We start from the raw sequence: 14,088 nt of genomic DNA, 5'->3' as shown, positions 1-14,088 counted from the left end.
CAATCACGCACCTCCGGTCCAGCGCAATGCCCCGCCATAGGCGCGGTACACCTGGTCTTTGGTAAAAGCCTCCGCTGTGCCCCCATGGGCAACCACCGTCCGGTTCAGCAGCAGCACATGATCGAAATACTCTTCGACGGTATGCAGATCATGGTGGACCACCATGACGGTCTTGCCCTGCTCCTTCAGGAGCCGCAGCGTAGTCATAATCGCCGTCTCGGTGGCGGCGTCGACGCCGGCCAGCGGCTCATCCAGGAAGTACAGGTCTGAGTTCTGCACCAAGGCCCGGGCCAGGAAGACCCGCTGCTGCTGTCCGCCGGACAGCTGGCTGATCTGGCGGCGGGCATAGCCGGCCATGCCCATCTTCTCCAGCGCTGCCATCGCCTGCTCACGGTGGGCGGCCTTGGGCCGTCTCAGCCAGCCGACCTTGCCGTAGAGGCCCATCGTCACCACATCGAGCGCATCCGTCGGGAAATCCCAATCGACCGAGCCGCGCTGCGGCACATAGCCGATCCGCGTCTTGACCTGTGCGAACGGAGCGCCCCAGAAGCTCACCTCGCCGGACAGTCTGGGATGCAGTCCCAGCATCACCTTCAGCAGCGTCGATTTGCCGGCCCCGTTGGGTCCGACAATCGCCGTCAGCGTTCCGGGCTGCACCCGGAAGGAGACGTCGTGCAGCACTTTATTTTGCCGGTAAGAGGCGCTTAAGCCTGCAACAACAAGATCACTCACTGCCGCCGCCCCCTCCGCTTAACGCTTCGTAGATGGTATCCACGTTATGCCCGTACATTCCCAGATAGGTGCCTTCGGGCGTTCCCGCTTCACCCATGGCGTCCGAGAACAGCTCACCGCCCAGAACGACCTCATGACCCTGGCTCTTCGCGCCCTCAATGACCGCCTCAATCGATTTCGGATTAATGCTGCTCTCCACAAACACGGCCGGGATACCATTCTCCAGCAGCAGGTCGATCGTGTCGTCAATATCGGAAACGCCGAATTCATCCTCCGTGCTCAGCCCCTGCAGTCCGACTACCTTGATGCCATTCGCGCGTCCAAAGTATCCAAAAGCATCATGGGCTGTGACCAGTGTCCGCCGGGCTTCCGGGATTTCGGCCAGCTTGGCTTTGGAGGCTTCATTCAAAGCATCGAGCTCGGCGAAATAGGCGGCTTTATTCTCTTCAAAAGCTCCGGCATCCTCCGGCGAGAGCTTCTTCAGCTCTTCGGTGGCATGCTCCAGGGCTTGCTTCCACAGCTCAATGTCAAACCAGACATGCGGGTCGGTCGCTCCTTCCCCGTCCTTCAGCAGCTGATCTTCAGGGATCTGCTCGGAAATAGCTACCGTAGGCCGCGTCTTGCCGATCTCCTCGAACACCTCACTCATCTGCCCTTCCAGATGCAGGCCGCTGTACAGGATCAGATCGGCGTCGCCCAGCTTGGCGATATCACCCTGGGTAGCGGTATACAGATGCGGATCGACCCCGGGTCCCATCAGACTCTGCACGTTCACTTTGTCCCCTCCGATAACGCTGACCGGCTCGGCGATTTGCGAGATGGTGGTCACCACCTCGATCCGTCCTTCTCCGCCTGCGGCTGCATTCCCCCCGTTGTCCTGCGCGCATGCCGTAGTCAACAAAGCCAGAGTCACCAGCGCCGCTCCGAGGGTCTTTACATTCTTCAGTCCATAGCTTCTCATCTTCTCTCCTCCAGAATAATATTTTGTCCTAAGTGAAATAATGTGCGGTTTGGAAATAATGTTTCCTAAGAGAAACTTATTTTATATATATTAAAATAATGCCTATTGTTTCTGTTGTCAAATTGTTTTTCCCCAGGGAAAGATATTTGTAAAGCGGGAGCCAGCGGTCCACCGCCTTGCCGTAGGCAGACGCAAAAAACCCTGCCGCAAGAGCGGGCAGGGCCGTTGATAAGTGATATATTCTTTATACCTTCCAGCGTTATACCTTCCAGACAGAGACCGATTCGAAGCAGAGATAGCGTCTTTCATCCTCCAAAATATCAGGCGGAAGAGCCAGATATTCCTCCGTCTGTAAATCCGCTTCCGAAAGGGCGTTTGATCGCCAAAAGGTTAACCCGAGGTTCGGAAACCGGTAGGTACAGCCCCCTTCAACATCATTCCGGTCATAGGGTGACAGCTCGTCCAGCACGGGGATCAGCTCCTCCGCTTTGGTATGGAACAAATCCGCCTCACAGCCCGCCAGACGGCAAGTGCAGCCCTCGCCGGGATCGGCGATCTCGATGAACACCGCCCGGCCGTCCCCGTCATACTCCACCTTGTAGAAGCCCGGATAGTCCTCGGCGGCAGCCTCAAGCTCCGCCCGGGTGGCCCCGATGACAAGCGGGCCGATGGAAGCTCCCGGCTGGATAGAGACGACCTGCACCGCAGGCGTCAAGCCGTAAGCCCGCAGGAGCCGCGCGCGGGTCTCTGCATCCGGCGGCGGCTGCTGCTCCAGGGCGGCAGGCTCCTCCCGGCTGCTTGCCGGCGGGTCTGCCTGCCAGGTAACCGCAGCGGCAGCGGGCAGGAAGCGCCCGGCTTCCAGGAAGCCGGATACCCCGCCCGCGCCCACGGCCGCATAAAGCGCCGCGCCCACTGCGGCTTCCTCCCGGACCGCGCTAAGCAGCAGCGGCAGCCCGAAGGTCGCCCGGGCTTTGGCGCAGAGCGCCGGATTGTTCCGCAGCGCATTGCCGGAACCGGCCATAGCCGTATATTCCCGGGCGGTAAGCTTCTGAATTGGCGCGAAGAATCCATGCAGCTCGTCCACCATCCCCTGCAGAAAAGCATGCACCAAGCCGCCGGGCGTGAAATTGTCCAGCGAAATCCCCCCAATGCTGCCGCGGGCGGCGGGATCGGTTCGGGTGCCCAGGAATTGCGTGTTCACGGCAAGTCCGTCCGCAGGCTCCGGCACGCTGGCCAGCAGCTGCTCCATGAAGCTGTACATTTCCTGCGGCGCCTGGCCCGTATACGTCCCGATCACCTGCCGGAAGAATCGCTCGAGCAGCGCGTAAGACTTGCCGCCGCTCAGCGCGGCGCCGACCAGCAGTGCACCGCCGCCGGGATAGGGGCGCACCTCCATCCCTTCCGCCGGAGCCGCAGCAGCGGCATCCTCCAGCCATACGGACACTTGGCTGCCCGTACCGATATTGAGCAGCACCGACTCAGCCGGCCGGCGTACGCTGCCCATGAAGCTGGCCTGATTATCGCCTACGGATGTGAATACCGGAACACCTCCCGGTGTAGTTCCTGCCTGTGAGCCGGAAGGGGCAATTTCCGGCAGCAGCTCCACCCGAATGCCCGCCTCTGCCAGTTCCCGCTTCCGAAAGTCGCCGAGCTGCTGATCGAAGCAGCCGATGCCGGCGGCCTGAGTCGCTTCGATCAGCGGCTGCTTCCGGCCGGTCAGCCGCATGGCTACATAGTCGGCAATCGTGCAGAAGCTGACCGCTTCGGGCGGAACCAGCCCATGCGCCTCATTATAATAATGCGTCGCGAGCCCATAGCCCGGAGCTACGCTGCACCCGGTAATTTCACTGAGCTGCTCTGCATAGCTCCGGGCAGAGTTATAGGCCAGGGCCCCTCTGCCATCCTGCCAGGTGTACAGCGGTCCTGTGTGTTGACCTTCGCTGTCGGTATAGACGATGCCGTGCATCTGTCCGCTCAGCCCGATTCCCGCAACACCGGGATATTCATGCTGCAGCTGTCCCAGCAGCTGCAGCACCCGCCGGACAATGGCTTCCGGGTCCTGCAGACGTTCCCATTCCCGTCCGCCGGCGGCTCCTGTCTCTGACGTTACTGTAATAGTGGAATTTACAGTCTTATGCTTGAAATCGTAGACCACTCCCGCAATCGAGGTGGTGCCGATATCCAATCCAATCGTTCTCACTACATTCTCTCCCCGTCCCGCAGCTCAAGTGAGCAGCTCGGCAATATGGGGCCTAATGACGACATCCGATGTATCGAGCTGCAAAATCTGTGCCAGCTGCTCCGCCATATAGGCCGGACTGCGTCTGAAGCCCTCGTTGACCCATTCCATAATCATACCAAGAATGGCGTAGGCATGGTAGCCGGCCAGCATTTCCCGGTCGAGAAGTCCCGGCTGGCGCGGAGCGTCGCCGAGATCCTGCAGGGACAGCATTTTCAGCACATGGATCATTTGTTCCCGGAAGACAATCAGCGCGCTTGAAGAGGTGCATAACGTGTAGAAATAGGCATGCTTCAGCACATGATCGAATATTTTGATTCCTCCGGGACCCATTTTGCCGACTTCAAAGGTTTCGCTGCCCTCATAGGGCTCACGGTAGGAACGGATCAAATCCTCAATGACGTCCCGCGAAATATCCTCCAGCAGCTCTTCCTTGTACTGATAATGCTTGTAAAAGGTCCCGCGGTTCAAATCCGCCTCCTGCACGATGTCCGTAACCGATATATTGCGGAATTCCTTGCGGTGCAGCAGCTGGATCAGAGCCTCCTTCAATGCACCTTTGGATTTGTAAATCCGTCTATCCTGAGCCGGAGCTGAAATCATGGCATTTTCCCTCCTTCGCAAGATGTGGCCAAAGCCTTTCTTGATGAATAATGAATAATAGACACATGTTCATTTCTGTACAGACATTCATTAACATACAGTTATCATTAAATTTGCATATTGAAGATATTAATTAAAATTAATTATACTATGAGTGCAAGCAGGAAATGCAACCAGAGCGCGCGGCCGGACTATGCCACCCCGAAATCGGAAATCGCAAATCGCAAATCGCATACCACAATACTCGAAAGCAAATCACACTCGAAATCCGCATCAGTGAAATGGAGGAGATCAGATGAAACTTCAAAATAAAGTAGCCGTGGTAACCGGAGCAGCCTCCGGAATGGGCAAAGCCATTGCCCTTCTGTATGCGCAGGAAGGCGCCAAAGTCGTCGTGTCCGATATCAATCTGGAGGCGGCGGAGCAAGCCGTGGCAGAAATTAAAGCCGCCGGCGGTGAGGCGGTTGCCGTCAAGGCCAACGTTGCCGCCGAAGCAGATATAGCACAGCTGATTGACAGCGCTGTCAACTCATACGGTACGGTAGATATTCTGGTCAACAACGCCGGCATCATGGACAATTTCGAGCCGGCCGGCGAGATTGAGGACGCGAATTGGGAGCGCATCTTCGCCGTGAACACGACGTCGGTCATGCGTGCGACCCGTAAGGTGCTGCCAATCTTCCTGGAACAAGAGAGCGGAGTCATCATCAATGTCGCCTCCGCAGGCGGGCTGAACGGCGCACGCGCCGGGGCCACCTACACCGCCTCCAAGCATGCCGTCGTCGGCTTCACCAGAAATACCGGCTTCATGTACGCCAAGCAGGGCATCCGCTGCAATGCCATCGCGCCCGGCAGCGTCGAGACCAATATCAGCGCCTCGATGACCCGCATCAGCGAGTTCGGCATGGCCCGGACCCAGCCGGGGCTGGGGCTCAACCCGCGTCTGGGCAAGCCGGAGGAGATCGCCAAGGTGGCGCTGTTCCTCGCCTCCGATGAATCCAGCTTCGTGAACGGCACCGTAATTACCGCCGACGGCGGCTGGAGCGCCTATTGATCTTATAAGTTCTACAGCTTGAGAGCCGCCCGTGGATACGGGCGGCTTGTTTGTATAGGGATTATTTTAGTCTCCGGGTCCGTTGGCTGAATGAACCTCCTCTACCCGGCTAATCCCCACATCCGCCACACCTGAGCAGTACTAAGCAGAATAAAACGGATAATATCTATAAATACTGATAGCTGGAAGATCATTGCAAATTCGAATCATTGGAGGAGTTCCATATGCAGCTTACGGGCAAAGTGGCCGTCGTTACCGGCGCGGCTTCCGGCATGGGCAAAGCCATTGCGGTGCTGTATGCCAAGGAAGGGGCCAAGGTGGTTGTCTCGGATATTCACGAAGAAGCCGCCGCGGCGGTTGTGGAGGCCATTAAGGCAGCCGGCGGGGAAGCGTTAGCGGTCAAGGCCAATGTGGCGGCCGAGGTGGATATTCAGCATTTGATCGATACTACGGTCAGTACCTACGGAACGCTCGATATTCTGGTCAACAATGCGGGAATTATGGATAATTTCGAGCCGGCCGGGGATATCAAGGACGAGAATTGGGAAAAGGTTTTTGCGGTCAATACGACCTCGGTCATGCGCGCCACACGCAAGGCTCTGCCGATCTTCCTGGAGAAGCAGTACGGCGTGATCATCAACGTCGCTTCGGTCGGCGGACTGTACGGCGCACGGGCGGGGGCCACCTATACCGCAACCAAGCATGCGGTGGTCGGCTTCACCAAGAACACCGGGTTCATGTATGCCAAATCAGGCATCCGCTGCAATGCCATCGCCCCGGGCGGCGTCGAGACCAATATCGGCGCGTCGATGACCGGGATCAACGAGTTCGGCATGGGCCGGACACAGCCCGGCCTGGCGCTAAATCCGGCTACCGGCCAGCCGGAGCAGATTGCGGCGCTGGCGCTGTTCCTGGCGTCGGATGCATCCAGCTTCATCAACGGCACCGTTGTTACCGCCGACGGGGGCTGGTCGGCTTACTGACCGGCCGGCCCAAGGCGGTAGTCTTTTCAAGCCTTGCTGCCAGCTTTTCGCCTTCGGGTGCACTTCGTACCGTGAAAGTTCCCGATGCCCATTTGCAGACAGAGCCGTTGCCCCTTTAGCGGGGACAACGGCTCTTGTTGTTAATGCGCTTGGTTGCGCTTATCTTGAATGCGGACATTACTGCCATAGAGCGCCGCATCGCTGGTTACCTTGAAGGAAGGGTAACCGGGATCGGCTTCAATCCGCAATTCCGGATCAAACTGCTGCTCCTGCTGGCGGTCGCACAGAAACACGAACGGTTCTTCCTGGAAACGGATGTCCGTCGGGCTTGGCTCATCGACAATCCGGATGACCAGCATGCCGTTACAGCCGCAATCCTCTGTATCATAAAAGATTTTAAAATATCCGGGTTTGCCGCCGAGACTTTCCCGCAGACGGTCCTCGGTCAATGGGTCCAGTTGAATATGCATAGCTGCTCGCTCCTCCTGAAAAGGGATGCCATATCTAGATCTACATCTATATTATGGCGCAAGTATAGCCCCAAATTCAACCCGTTCCACGTGACCAAGATCACATCAAATGTGACAAAACGCACTCCGACATATTCTTAGCCGTTCGCTCGGGCTATTTGCCAAAATAACGGCGGCGGGGTCCGTTACGATTGTAAGCTCACCCTGGATTGCGTGGGGTTCAGGTACCACCAATCAACAATAGAACCCGGCCGCGCCCGGCTTGCCCGCACGGCTACCAGGCCCGGCCTGAGTCCTAACCGATCTGCGCACGGACTGTCTGCTGCAAGCCCAGCAATTGCTCCCGTACATTAACAACCTCGCCGATAACAATCAGCGCCGGATTGCTGATCTTCATTACCGCCGCAAGCTTGTCGATCGTGCCCAGCGTACCGGTCACTGTACGCTCCAAGGCGGTCGTGCCGTTCTCAATCAGGGCAACCGGGGTGGCTGCACTCTTGCCGCTCTGGATAAGCTGCGCGCGGATCTCGCCCAGGTTCGCCATGCCCATGTATATGACCAGCGTATCGACGCCGCGGGCCAGCGCTGCCCAGTCCACGGGAGCGCCGTGTTCCCGGCAGCGGCTGCCGGTGACAACGGCGAAGGAAGCGGCAATGCCGCGGTGGGTCAGCGGGATGCCGGCAGAGGCCGCCGCTCCGATAGCCGAAGTCATGCCGGGAATAATCTCATAGGGTATTCCCGCGGCCGCTGCGGTTAGCGCCTCTTCCCCGCCCCGCCCGAAGACCAGCGGGTCGCCGCCCTTCAGGCGCACCACATGCTTGCCCATAGCTGCGTGCTCCACCATCAGATGCTCGGTCGCTTCCTGGGGCATGGAATGCCGCCCCGGCGCCTTGCCGCAGTAGATGCGCAGCGCCTCGGGCCGGGCAAATCCCAGCAGTTCCTCATTCACCAGCCGGTCGTACAAAATGACATCCGCATTTTGGATGCGGCGCAGCGCTTTTACCGTAATCAGCTCCGGATCGCCGGGACCGGCACCGACAATCGAAATTATCCCTGTTCTCATAGGCTCTTCTCCAGAACCGGTGACTTGACGGCGGCGGCATCTTCACTTAGAAATGACAGACCCGCTTCCGGCGCTCCAGCGCTCCGGCGGAAGCCTTTGTGCGACAGATACAGCAGCAAGCCCGTGAACAGCATGCCGCCGGCGAAATTGCCCAGCAGCACCGGCACGCCGTTCCACACCCACCAGTCGGCGAGGCTGACCGAAGCGCCCAGCAGCATACCTGCCGGAATGACGAAGAAATTGACCACCGTATGCTCAAAGCCCTGGGCGAAGAAGGTCAGGATCGGCAGCCACATCGCCGCGATCTTGCCCGCAGTCGATTTGGAGGTCATCGCCAGCACGGCACCCAGCGTAACCATCCAGTTACACAGCACCGCCTTGATGAACGCCAGCAGCATGCCGTCGCCGCCCATCGCCTTGTAAGCCACGGTCTTGGCCTCGCTTGTTGTAATCAGCGTCTGAATCAGCGGGTTCGACATATCCGTGCCCATCTTGGTCAAGGTGAGACCATACAGCGCGGCATAAGCCGCGCAGCCCAGTAAATGCCCGATAATGACCCAGAAGAAGTTGCGCAGCATGCGCGATGTGGTCGTGCGCTTCTCCAATACTGCCAGCGGAACCAGCGCGAAGCTGCCTGTGACCAGCTCCAGGCCGAGCAGAATAATCATTACGAAACCGACGGGGAACAGGATGGCGCCCACCAGGGGCAGACCGGTCTGGGCGGTCGCGGTATAGGCGAGAGTCGTGGCGCAGGCCAGAATCGCTCCGCCGAGAGCCCCCCGCACGATCAGCTGCAGGACGGACAATTCCGCCTTGGCTTTGCCGGCGTCGATCATCGCGGACAGCACTTCATTTGGTTTTACATAATCCATGGACTTCTCCCCCCTGCTTCCATAGTTTCGTTATAGTGTCAGATAGATGCTGCCGCTGCCGCTCTCCACTTCCACTTCGTAGGTCTTGACGTGGCCCGTATCGGGAGACTGCACCTCGCCGCTGGCCAGATCGATCCGCCAGTCATGCAGCGGACAATGGATATTGGAGCCGCAGACCATTCCTTCCGACAGCAGACCTCCTTTGTGGGGGCATTTATTCTCCACTGCCCGCACTTCCCCGCTGCTCAGCCGGAAGAGTGCGATTTGCAGCTCGCCCATCTGTACTTTACGCGAGCCCCGGATGTCGATATCCGCTACATTTCCGACAAGCACCTTGGTCATCGTCATGGCTAACCCCTCCTATATGGTTTATACCGTTTCCGGTTGCGGAATCGGCTCGAAATTCTTACGCAGCTCCGGCTCGTTCACAATCTGCTTCCACGGGTCTGTCGTCAGGCTGAGCGTCTTCTGAATCCGCTCCTGCAGCGCGAGCCGCTCCTCGCGGGATTCCAGCGCCGCCTTGATGCTGTCCAGGCCGACGCGCTCCACCCACTGCGAGGTGCGTTCGTTCCAGGCCGCATGCTCGCGGTAATACTGCAGGAAGGCGGACGCCCATTCCAGCACTTCGTCATCCGTCTTCACGACGCACAGGAGGTCCGTCGCCCGCACATGCACGCCGCCGTTGCCGCCGACATGCAGCTCCCAGCCGCCGTCGATGGCGACGACGCCGAAATCCTTGATCGTCGCTTCCGCACAGTTGCGGGGGCAGCCGGAGACAGCCAGCTTCACCTTGGCCGGGGTGTTCAGCCGCTCGAACGTCTGCTCCAGCCGGATGCCCATGCCGATGGAGTCCTGGGTGCCGAACCGGCAGAAGGTCGAACCGACGCAGGTCTTCACCGTACGCAGCGTCTTGCCGTAGGCATGCCCTGAAGGCATATCCAGCTCCTCCCACATCTTCGGGAGGTCCTCCTTCTTCACACCGAGCAGATCGAGCCGCTGTCCGCCGGTGAACTTGACCATCGGGACATCGTATTTGGCGGCGATCTCGGCGATCTTGATCAGCTCCGCCGGAGAGGTGACTCCGCCGTAAATCCGCGGCACAACGGAATAAGTGCCGTCCTTCTGAATGTTGGCGTGATAGCGTTCATTTGTGAAGCGCGATTCCTTCTCGTCGATGTAATCCTCCGGCCACAGCATGCCGAGGTAGTAATTGAGGGAAGGACGGCATTTGGCGCAGCCCTCAGGATTGCTCCAATCCAGGACATGCATCACTTCCTTGACCGTCTTCAGCTCCATCCGCTTCATCTCGGCGACGATCTCATCGCGGCTGAGCGAAGTGCAGCCGCAGATGCCTTCTTTGACTGCAACGGCATTGTCTCCGGCATACAACTGCAGCATCTCTTCCACCAGCGGCTTGCATCCTCCGCAGGATGCGGATGCTTTGGTGCAGGCCTTGATCTGGCCGACGCTGGTGCAGCCGTCCTTCTGGATCGCTTCGGCTATGGTGCCTTTGGAGACGCCATTGCAGCCGCAGATAATCTCGTCGTCGGCCATAGCCGCGAGGCGGCTGCCCTTGGCGGGCACGCCGCCGGGGATGCCGAGCAGCAGCTCTTTTTCACGGCCTTTGATGCTCTCGCCTTTCTTCATGATCGAGAACAGCTCCGCTCCGTCGCCCGTGTCGCCGAACAGTACCGCCCCGACCAGCCTGTCGCCTTCGATCACCAGCTTCTTATAGGTTCCGTCCACTTCATCCTGGACCCGCAGCGCCCGCGTTCCCGGCTGCTCCGTGAACTGCCCCGCCGAGAACACATCGACGCCTGACACCTTCAGCTTCGTTGAGGTCACCGAACCCGCGTAGCCGTCCGTGGCCACGCCCGCCAGCCGCTTGGCCAGCACGGCGCCCTGCTCATACAGCGGTGCGACCAGCCCGTAGGCGATTCCGCGGTGCTCCGCGCATTCTCCTACAGCATAAATGCCGGGAATATTCGTCTTCATATCGTCGTCCACCACGATTCCGCGGTTCACGGTGATGCCGCTTTGCCGGGCCAGCTCCACATTCGGCTTGATGCCGACTGCCATCACGATCAGGTCCGCCTCGGCCGTTTCGCCGTCTGCGAACAGGAGGCCTTTGACTCTTTTTTTGCCGAGAATGGCCTGGGACTGCTTCTTCAGCAGAAACTTCATCCCCTGCGCTTCCAGCTCCTTGCGGAGCATAATGGCCGCTGTCTCATCCAACTGGCGTTCCATAATATAATCGTGCAGGTGCACGACGGACACTTCCATACCCAAATGCAGCAAGCCCCGCGCCGCCTCCAGTCCCAGCAGGCCGCCGCCGATGACCAGCGCCTTCTTGTACGTCCGGGAAGCCTCCTGCATCATGTGGCAATCGTTAATATCACGGAAAGCAATCACGCCTTCCTTATCCGCTCCCGGCAGCGGCAGCATGAACGGGTTCGAGCCGGTCGCCAGGATCAGCTCATCATAACTTGCTTCCACGCCCTGTCCTGTGTATACCTTGCGGTTCTCCGTATCGATGCTTGTCACTGTATGGCCGGTGTGGAGGGTGATGCCGTTGCTGCTGTACCATTCGTAAGGATTAATAATGATTTCTTCCATGCTTGCCCCGCCGGCGAGGACGGAGGACAGCATGATCCGGTTGTAGTTGGGATGCGGCTCCGCGCCGATAATCGTGATGTCGTACGCCTCCGGAGCCAATTTCAGCAGATGCTCAATCGTTCGGACGCCCGCCATTCCGTTGCCGACGAGTACCAGTTGTTTGCGTGCAGCTGACATAAGGGTTCTCTCCTCTCTGTATCGAAAACAAACACCAACACCAAAAAGCCCGCTACACATTCTCAGCAGACCCGCAGAACATACTGTTCCCGGTGCTTAATAATGTGAAAGCAGGCGCCATTGCCGCTTCAAGCCGGATACGCCATTGTATCCGTTTGATGATTCATTTAACTACATCGACTATACAACAGGATAGAGTGTAACGTCAATAATTGTGACATATAAATTTTTATTTAATTAATTTATCGACAATTCACCGATTATTGTGTTATATAATATAACATTGATAACTATTTTAAAGGCTCGTTAAATTGCCTAAGACGTGAATCATTAAGGTGCAAAAGGAGCGTTACTCTATGCATTCCCTGTTGGTTATCAATCAGGCTATAACAGAGAATTACGCAGAAGCGCGCTCTCCGGATAGCCCCGGCCCGCTCCTCCGTGCCTGCGGCTATGTCGTGCATACGGCCGCTTCACTGGAGGAGGCGCTGCCGCTGCTTGGCGACGCGGATGCCTCCATCCTGCACCTGCCGGTTACCGGGCTGATGGCCTGGAGAGCGGAACTGCTGCAGTACAAGGCCACTCCTATTCTCTGGTGGTGCACGAGGCACAGCGCAAACCTGTCGGCTTCGGCCTGCGACGAGAATATCATTGTGGACGGCATTCTCTCCCCCGCCATGCAGCCGCCGGAGATTCACTGGATTCTGCATTTCAGCGCCCGCAGCAGCATAGAGCGGCAGGAATGGCAGCGGGAGCGGGAACAGCTACTCTCCCGGATTGAGGAACGCAAATGGATCGATATGGCCAAGGGTATTCTGTCCAAAGCCAAGAATATCAGTGAATCGGAAGCCTACGATCTGCTGCGCAAGCAGGCAATGAACGAGCGCAAACGGATGGTCGATGTCGCCACCTCGATCGTCAAGGTCTACCAATTGCTGCAGGATCAAACCTAAGGAGCTAATACGATGATCAATATATTGAAGGAAGTGGCCAGAGGAAAACGCGGAGCCCGGGATCTAAATTACGAGGAAGCGGAATATGCTGCAGAGGCTATCCTCAGCGGCAGCGCATCGCCCGTGCAGGTAGGCGCGTTCCTGATTGCCGAGCGGATGAAGCTGGAGAGCATCGAGGAGCTGGAGGCATTCGTCGCCGTCTGCCGGCGGTACGCCCACCGGGAGCCCGTCCACGAAGGGCTGGACTGCGCCGGCCCTTATGACGGCCGGAAGCATTCCTTCATTGCCACCTTCCCGGTAGCCTTTCTGCTCGCAGCTGTCGGTCTGCCCGTAACGCTGCACGGTGCGCCTGCGCTGCCCCCGAAATGGGGCGTAACGCTGCAGGACCTCCTTCGCGAATCCGGTATAGACCCTGCCGGACTGGGCCGGGCTGCGGCCATTGAAGCCGCCCGCAGCGGCGGTGTACTGTTCGCCCGGCCCGAGGTATGGTGCCCGGCACTGGATGCTTTGCGCGACCTGCGCGTTGATATCGGAATGCGCACCATCTTCAATACGGCCGAGAAGCTGATCGACTACTCCTGCTCCCCGTCGCTTGTGATTGGCATCTTCCACAACACTGTGTTCGACCGGATGTCCCGGCTGATTGTGAAGCTCGGCTATCAGCAGGCGCTTGTCGTACAAGGTGTGGAAGGCTCGGAGGATCTTTACATCGACCGTCCGAACCGGGTCTACCGCATTGCCGGCGGCCGGGCTGAGCTCGATCTGATCGATCCTGAAGCGCTCGGACTGGAGTGCGAAGTGCCCGTGCTCGAATGGAACGCCCGGCTTCAGCTGCAGACGGCCGAAGCGGTGCTGCAGGGAGCCGGCCACATGGCCTTCTATAATCAGACGCTGCTGAACGGCGCTGCGCGCCTGCATCTGGCCGGCAAGGTGAACTCCATCGAGGAAGGCGTGTATACCTGCAAGGAGCTGCTGGACAACGGCGCAGCCTGGACGGCGTACACCAGATGGCGCAGCTCGCTGCTTGGCAGCAAGGCGCCCAGTCTCGGGCCGGTTTAAGCGGCTCTGATAGCGGTTTGATGTAGAATCTGGGGGCGGGCAGCGGCGGGAACTCCAAACATTCACCGCTGTACGACCTAATCTGATGTGAATTTCAAAAGTACAGCGTATATAGTTGGATTTTCGCACACTAATTCTGCTGTTTTTACGGTTTTAAGGCATCTAGTTCGATTATCGCCACCTAATTCCGGCGATAATAGCGCAATGATCCATTTCACCCCATATTAAGTGGCGGTTTTCCAACTAGATGTGTTAAACAGCTCCCCATAGATAATATTAAGTGGCGATTTTCCAACTAACGATCAC

The 14,088-nt window shown here is 58.3% G+C and carries 13 protein-coding genes; 4 read left to right on the top strand and 9 right to left on the bottom strand.

The features are described 5' to 3' along the window. Positions 1–3 precede the first annotated feature (3 nt). The 4 genes from F1379_RS21885 to F1379_RS21870 form a co-directional block, all read right to left on the bottom strand. Complete coding sequence (locus F1379_RS21885) at positions 4–732, bottom strand: metal ABC transporter ATP-binding protein (protein ID WP_150273952.1); 729 nt, start codon at positions 730–732, stop codon at positions 4–6. Next, entirely contained in the window at positions 725–1,693 is a 969-nt protein-coding gene (locus F1379_RS21880; RefSeq protein ID WP_150273950.1) for a metal ABC transporter solute-binding protein, Zn/Mn family, read from the bottom strand. Before F1379_RS21880 ends, F1379_RS21885 begins: the two co-directional genes overlap by 8 nt. 259 nt (positions 1,694–1,952) lie before the next feature. Next, positions 1,953–3,893 (bottom strand): sedoheptulokinase, encoded by a 1,941-nt coding sequence (locus tag F1379_RS21875; protein ID WP_150273948.1) that lies wholly within the window; start codon positions 3,891–3,893, stop codon positions 1,953–1,955. Positions 3,894–3,917: 24 nt separating this feature from the next. Further along, complete coding sequence (locus F1379_RS21870) at positions 3,918–4,535, bottom strand: TetR/AcrR family transcriptional regulator (protein WP_150273945.1); 618 nt, start codon at positions 4,533–4,535, stop codon at positions 3,918–3,920. 295 nt (positions 4,536–4,830) lie between these two features. Between F1379_RS21870 and F1379_RS21865 the strand changes: the two genes are divergently transcribed. Both F1379_RS21865 and F1379_RS21860 read left to right on the top strand, forming a co-directional pair. Beyond that, on the top strand, positions 4,831–5,589 hold the full coding sequence (locus F1379_RS21865; protein ID WP_150273943.1) for an SDR family oxidoreductase: 759 nt from the start codon (positions 4,831–4,833) through the stop codon (positions 5,587–5,589). A gap of 224 nt (positions 5,590–5,813) precedes the next feature. After that, positions 5,814–6,572 (top strand): SDR family oxidoreductase, encoded by a 759-nt coding sequence (locus F1379_RS21860; RefSeq protein WP_150273941.1) that lies wholly within the window; start codon positions 5,814–5,816, stop codon positions 6,570–6,572. 140 nt (positions 6,573–6,712) lie between these two features. On the opposite strand, the gene F1379_RS21855 is transcribed toward F1379_RS21860, so the two are convergent. The 5 genes from F1379_RS21855 to nirB all read right to left on the bottom strand — a co-directional run bounded on the left by F1379_RS21855 (position 6,713) and on the right by nirB (position 11,770). Beyond that, a complete protein-coding gene (locus F1379_RS21855; RefSeq protein ID WP_150273939.1) occupies positions 6,713–7,042 on the bottom strand; it encodes an iron-sulfur cluster biosynthesis family protein in 330 nt (109 codons plus the stop codon). 295 nt (positions 7,043–7,337) lie between these two features. Beyond that, positions 7,338–8,105, bottom strand: a complete 768-nt coding sequence (cobA, locus tag F1379_RS21850; protein WP_150273937.1) for a uroporphyrinogen-III C-methyltransferase — start codon at positions 8,103–8,105, stop codon at positions 7,338–7,340. Next, complete coding sequence (locus F1379_RS21845) at positions 8,102–8,977, bottom strand: formate/nitrite transporter family protein (RefSeq protein ID WP_150273935.1); 876 nt, start codon at positions 8,975–8,977, stop codon at positions 8,102–8,104. Before F1379_RS21845 ends, cobA begins: the two co-directional genes overlap by 4 nt. Positions 8,978–9,007: 30 nt before the next feature. After that, complete coding sequence (gene nirD / locus F1379_RS21840) at positions 9,008–9,319, bottom strand: nitrite reductase small subunit NirD (RefSeq protein ID WP_150274046.1); 312 nt, start codon at positions 9,317–9,319, stop codon at positions 9,008–9,010. Between the two features lie 27 nt (positions 9,320–9,346). Beyond that, positions 9,347–11,770, bottom strand: coding sequence for a nitrite reductase large subunit NirB (gene nirB / locus F1379_RS21835; RefSeq protein WP_150273933.1), 2,424 nt, complete (start codon positions 11,768–11,770; stop codon positions 9,347–9,349). A 356-nt stretch (positions 11,771–12,126) separates the two neighbouring features. Here nirB and F1379_RS21830 point away from each other — a divergent pair, with 356 nt between their 5' ends. Together F1379_RS21830 and F1379_RS21825 are read left to right on the top strand one after the other, a co-directional pair. Then, positions 12,127–12,723 (top strand): ANTAR domain-containing response regulator, encoded by a 597-nt coding sequence (locus F1379_RS21830; RefSeq protein ID WP_150273930.1) that lies wholly within the window; start codon positions 12,127–12,129, stop codon positions 12,721–12,723. A 12-nt stretch (positions 12,724–12,735) separates the two neighbouring features. Continuing rightward, positions 12,736–13,782: an anthranilate phosphoribosyltransferase gene (locus F1379_RS21825; protein WP_150273928.1), complete on the top strand. Its 1,047-nt coding sequence runs from the start codon at positions 12,736–12,738 to the stop codon at positions 13,780–13,782. Positions 13,783–14,088: the final 306 nt, after the last annotated feature.

This window comes from Paenibacillus tepidiphilus, from assembly GCF_008635795.1.
Lineage (GTDB): Bacteria > Bacillota > Bacilli > Paenibacillales > Paenibacillaceae > Paenibacillus_AQ > Paenibacillus_AQ tepidiphilus.
This window is presented reverse-complemented; position numbering and strand designations above follow the sequence as displayed.

Excerpts from the sequence above, each read along its gene's own strand:
- F1379_RS21855 (WP_150273939.1), bottom strand. The coding sequence starts at position 7,042 with ATGCATATTCAACTGGACCCATTGACCGAGGACCGTCTGCGGGAAAGT.
- nirB (WP_150273933.1), bottom strand. The coding sequence starts at position 11,770 with ATGTCAGCTGCACGCAAACAACTGGTACTCGTCGGCAACGGAATGGCG.
- F1379_RS21845 (WP_150273935.1), bottom strand. The coding sequence starts at position 8,977 with ATGGATTATGTAAAACCAAATGAAGTGCTGTCCGCGATGATCGACGCC.
- cobA (WP_150273937.1), bottom strand. The coding sequence starts at position 8,105 with ATGAGAACAGGGATAATTTCGATTGTCGGTGCCGGTCCCGGCGATCCG.
- F1379_RS21825 (WP_150273928.1), top strand. The coding sequence starts at position 12,736 with ATGATCAATATATTGAAGGAAGTGGCCAGAGGAAAACGCGGAGCCCGG.
- F1379_RS21880 (WP_150273950.1), bottom strand. The coding sequence starts at position 1,693 with ATGAGAAGCTATGGACTGAAGAATGTAAAGACCCTCGGAGCGGCGCTG.
- F1379_RS21830 (WP_150273930.1), top strand. The coding sequence starts at position 12,127 with ATGCATTCCCTGTTGGTTATCAATCAGGCTATAACAGAGAATTACGCA.
- F1379_RS21865 (WP_150273943.1), top strand. The coding sequence starts at position 4,831 with ATGAAACTTCAAAATAAAGTAGCCGTGGTAACCGGAGCAGCCTCCGGA.
- F1379_RS21860 (WP_150273941.1), top strand. The coding sequence starts at position 5,814 with ATGCAGCTTACGGGCAAAGTGGCCGTCGTTACCGGCGCGGCTTCCGGC.
- nirD (WP_150274046.1), bottom strand. The coding sequence starts at position 9,319 with ATGACCAAGGTGCTTGTCGGAAATGTAGCGGATATCGACATCCGGGGC.
- F1379_RS21870 (WP_150273945.1), bottom strand. The coding sequence starts at position 4,535 with ATGATTTCAGCTCCGGCTCAGGATAGACGGATTTACAAATCCAAAGGT.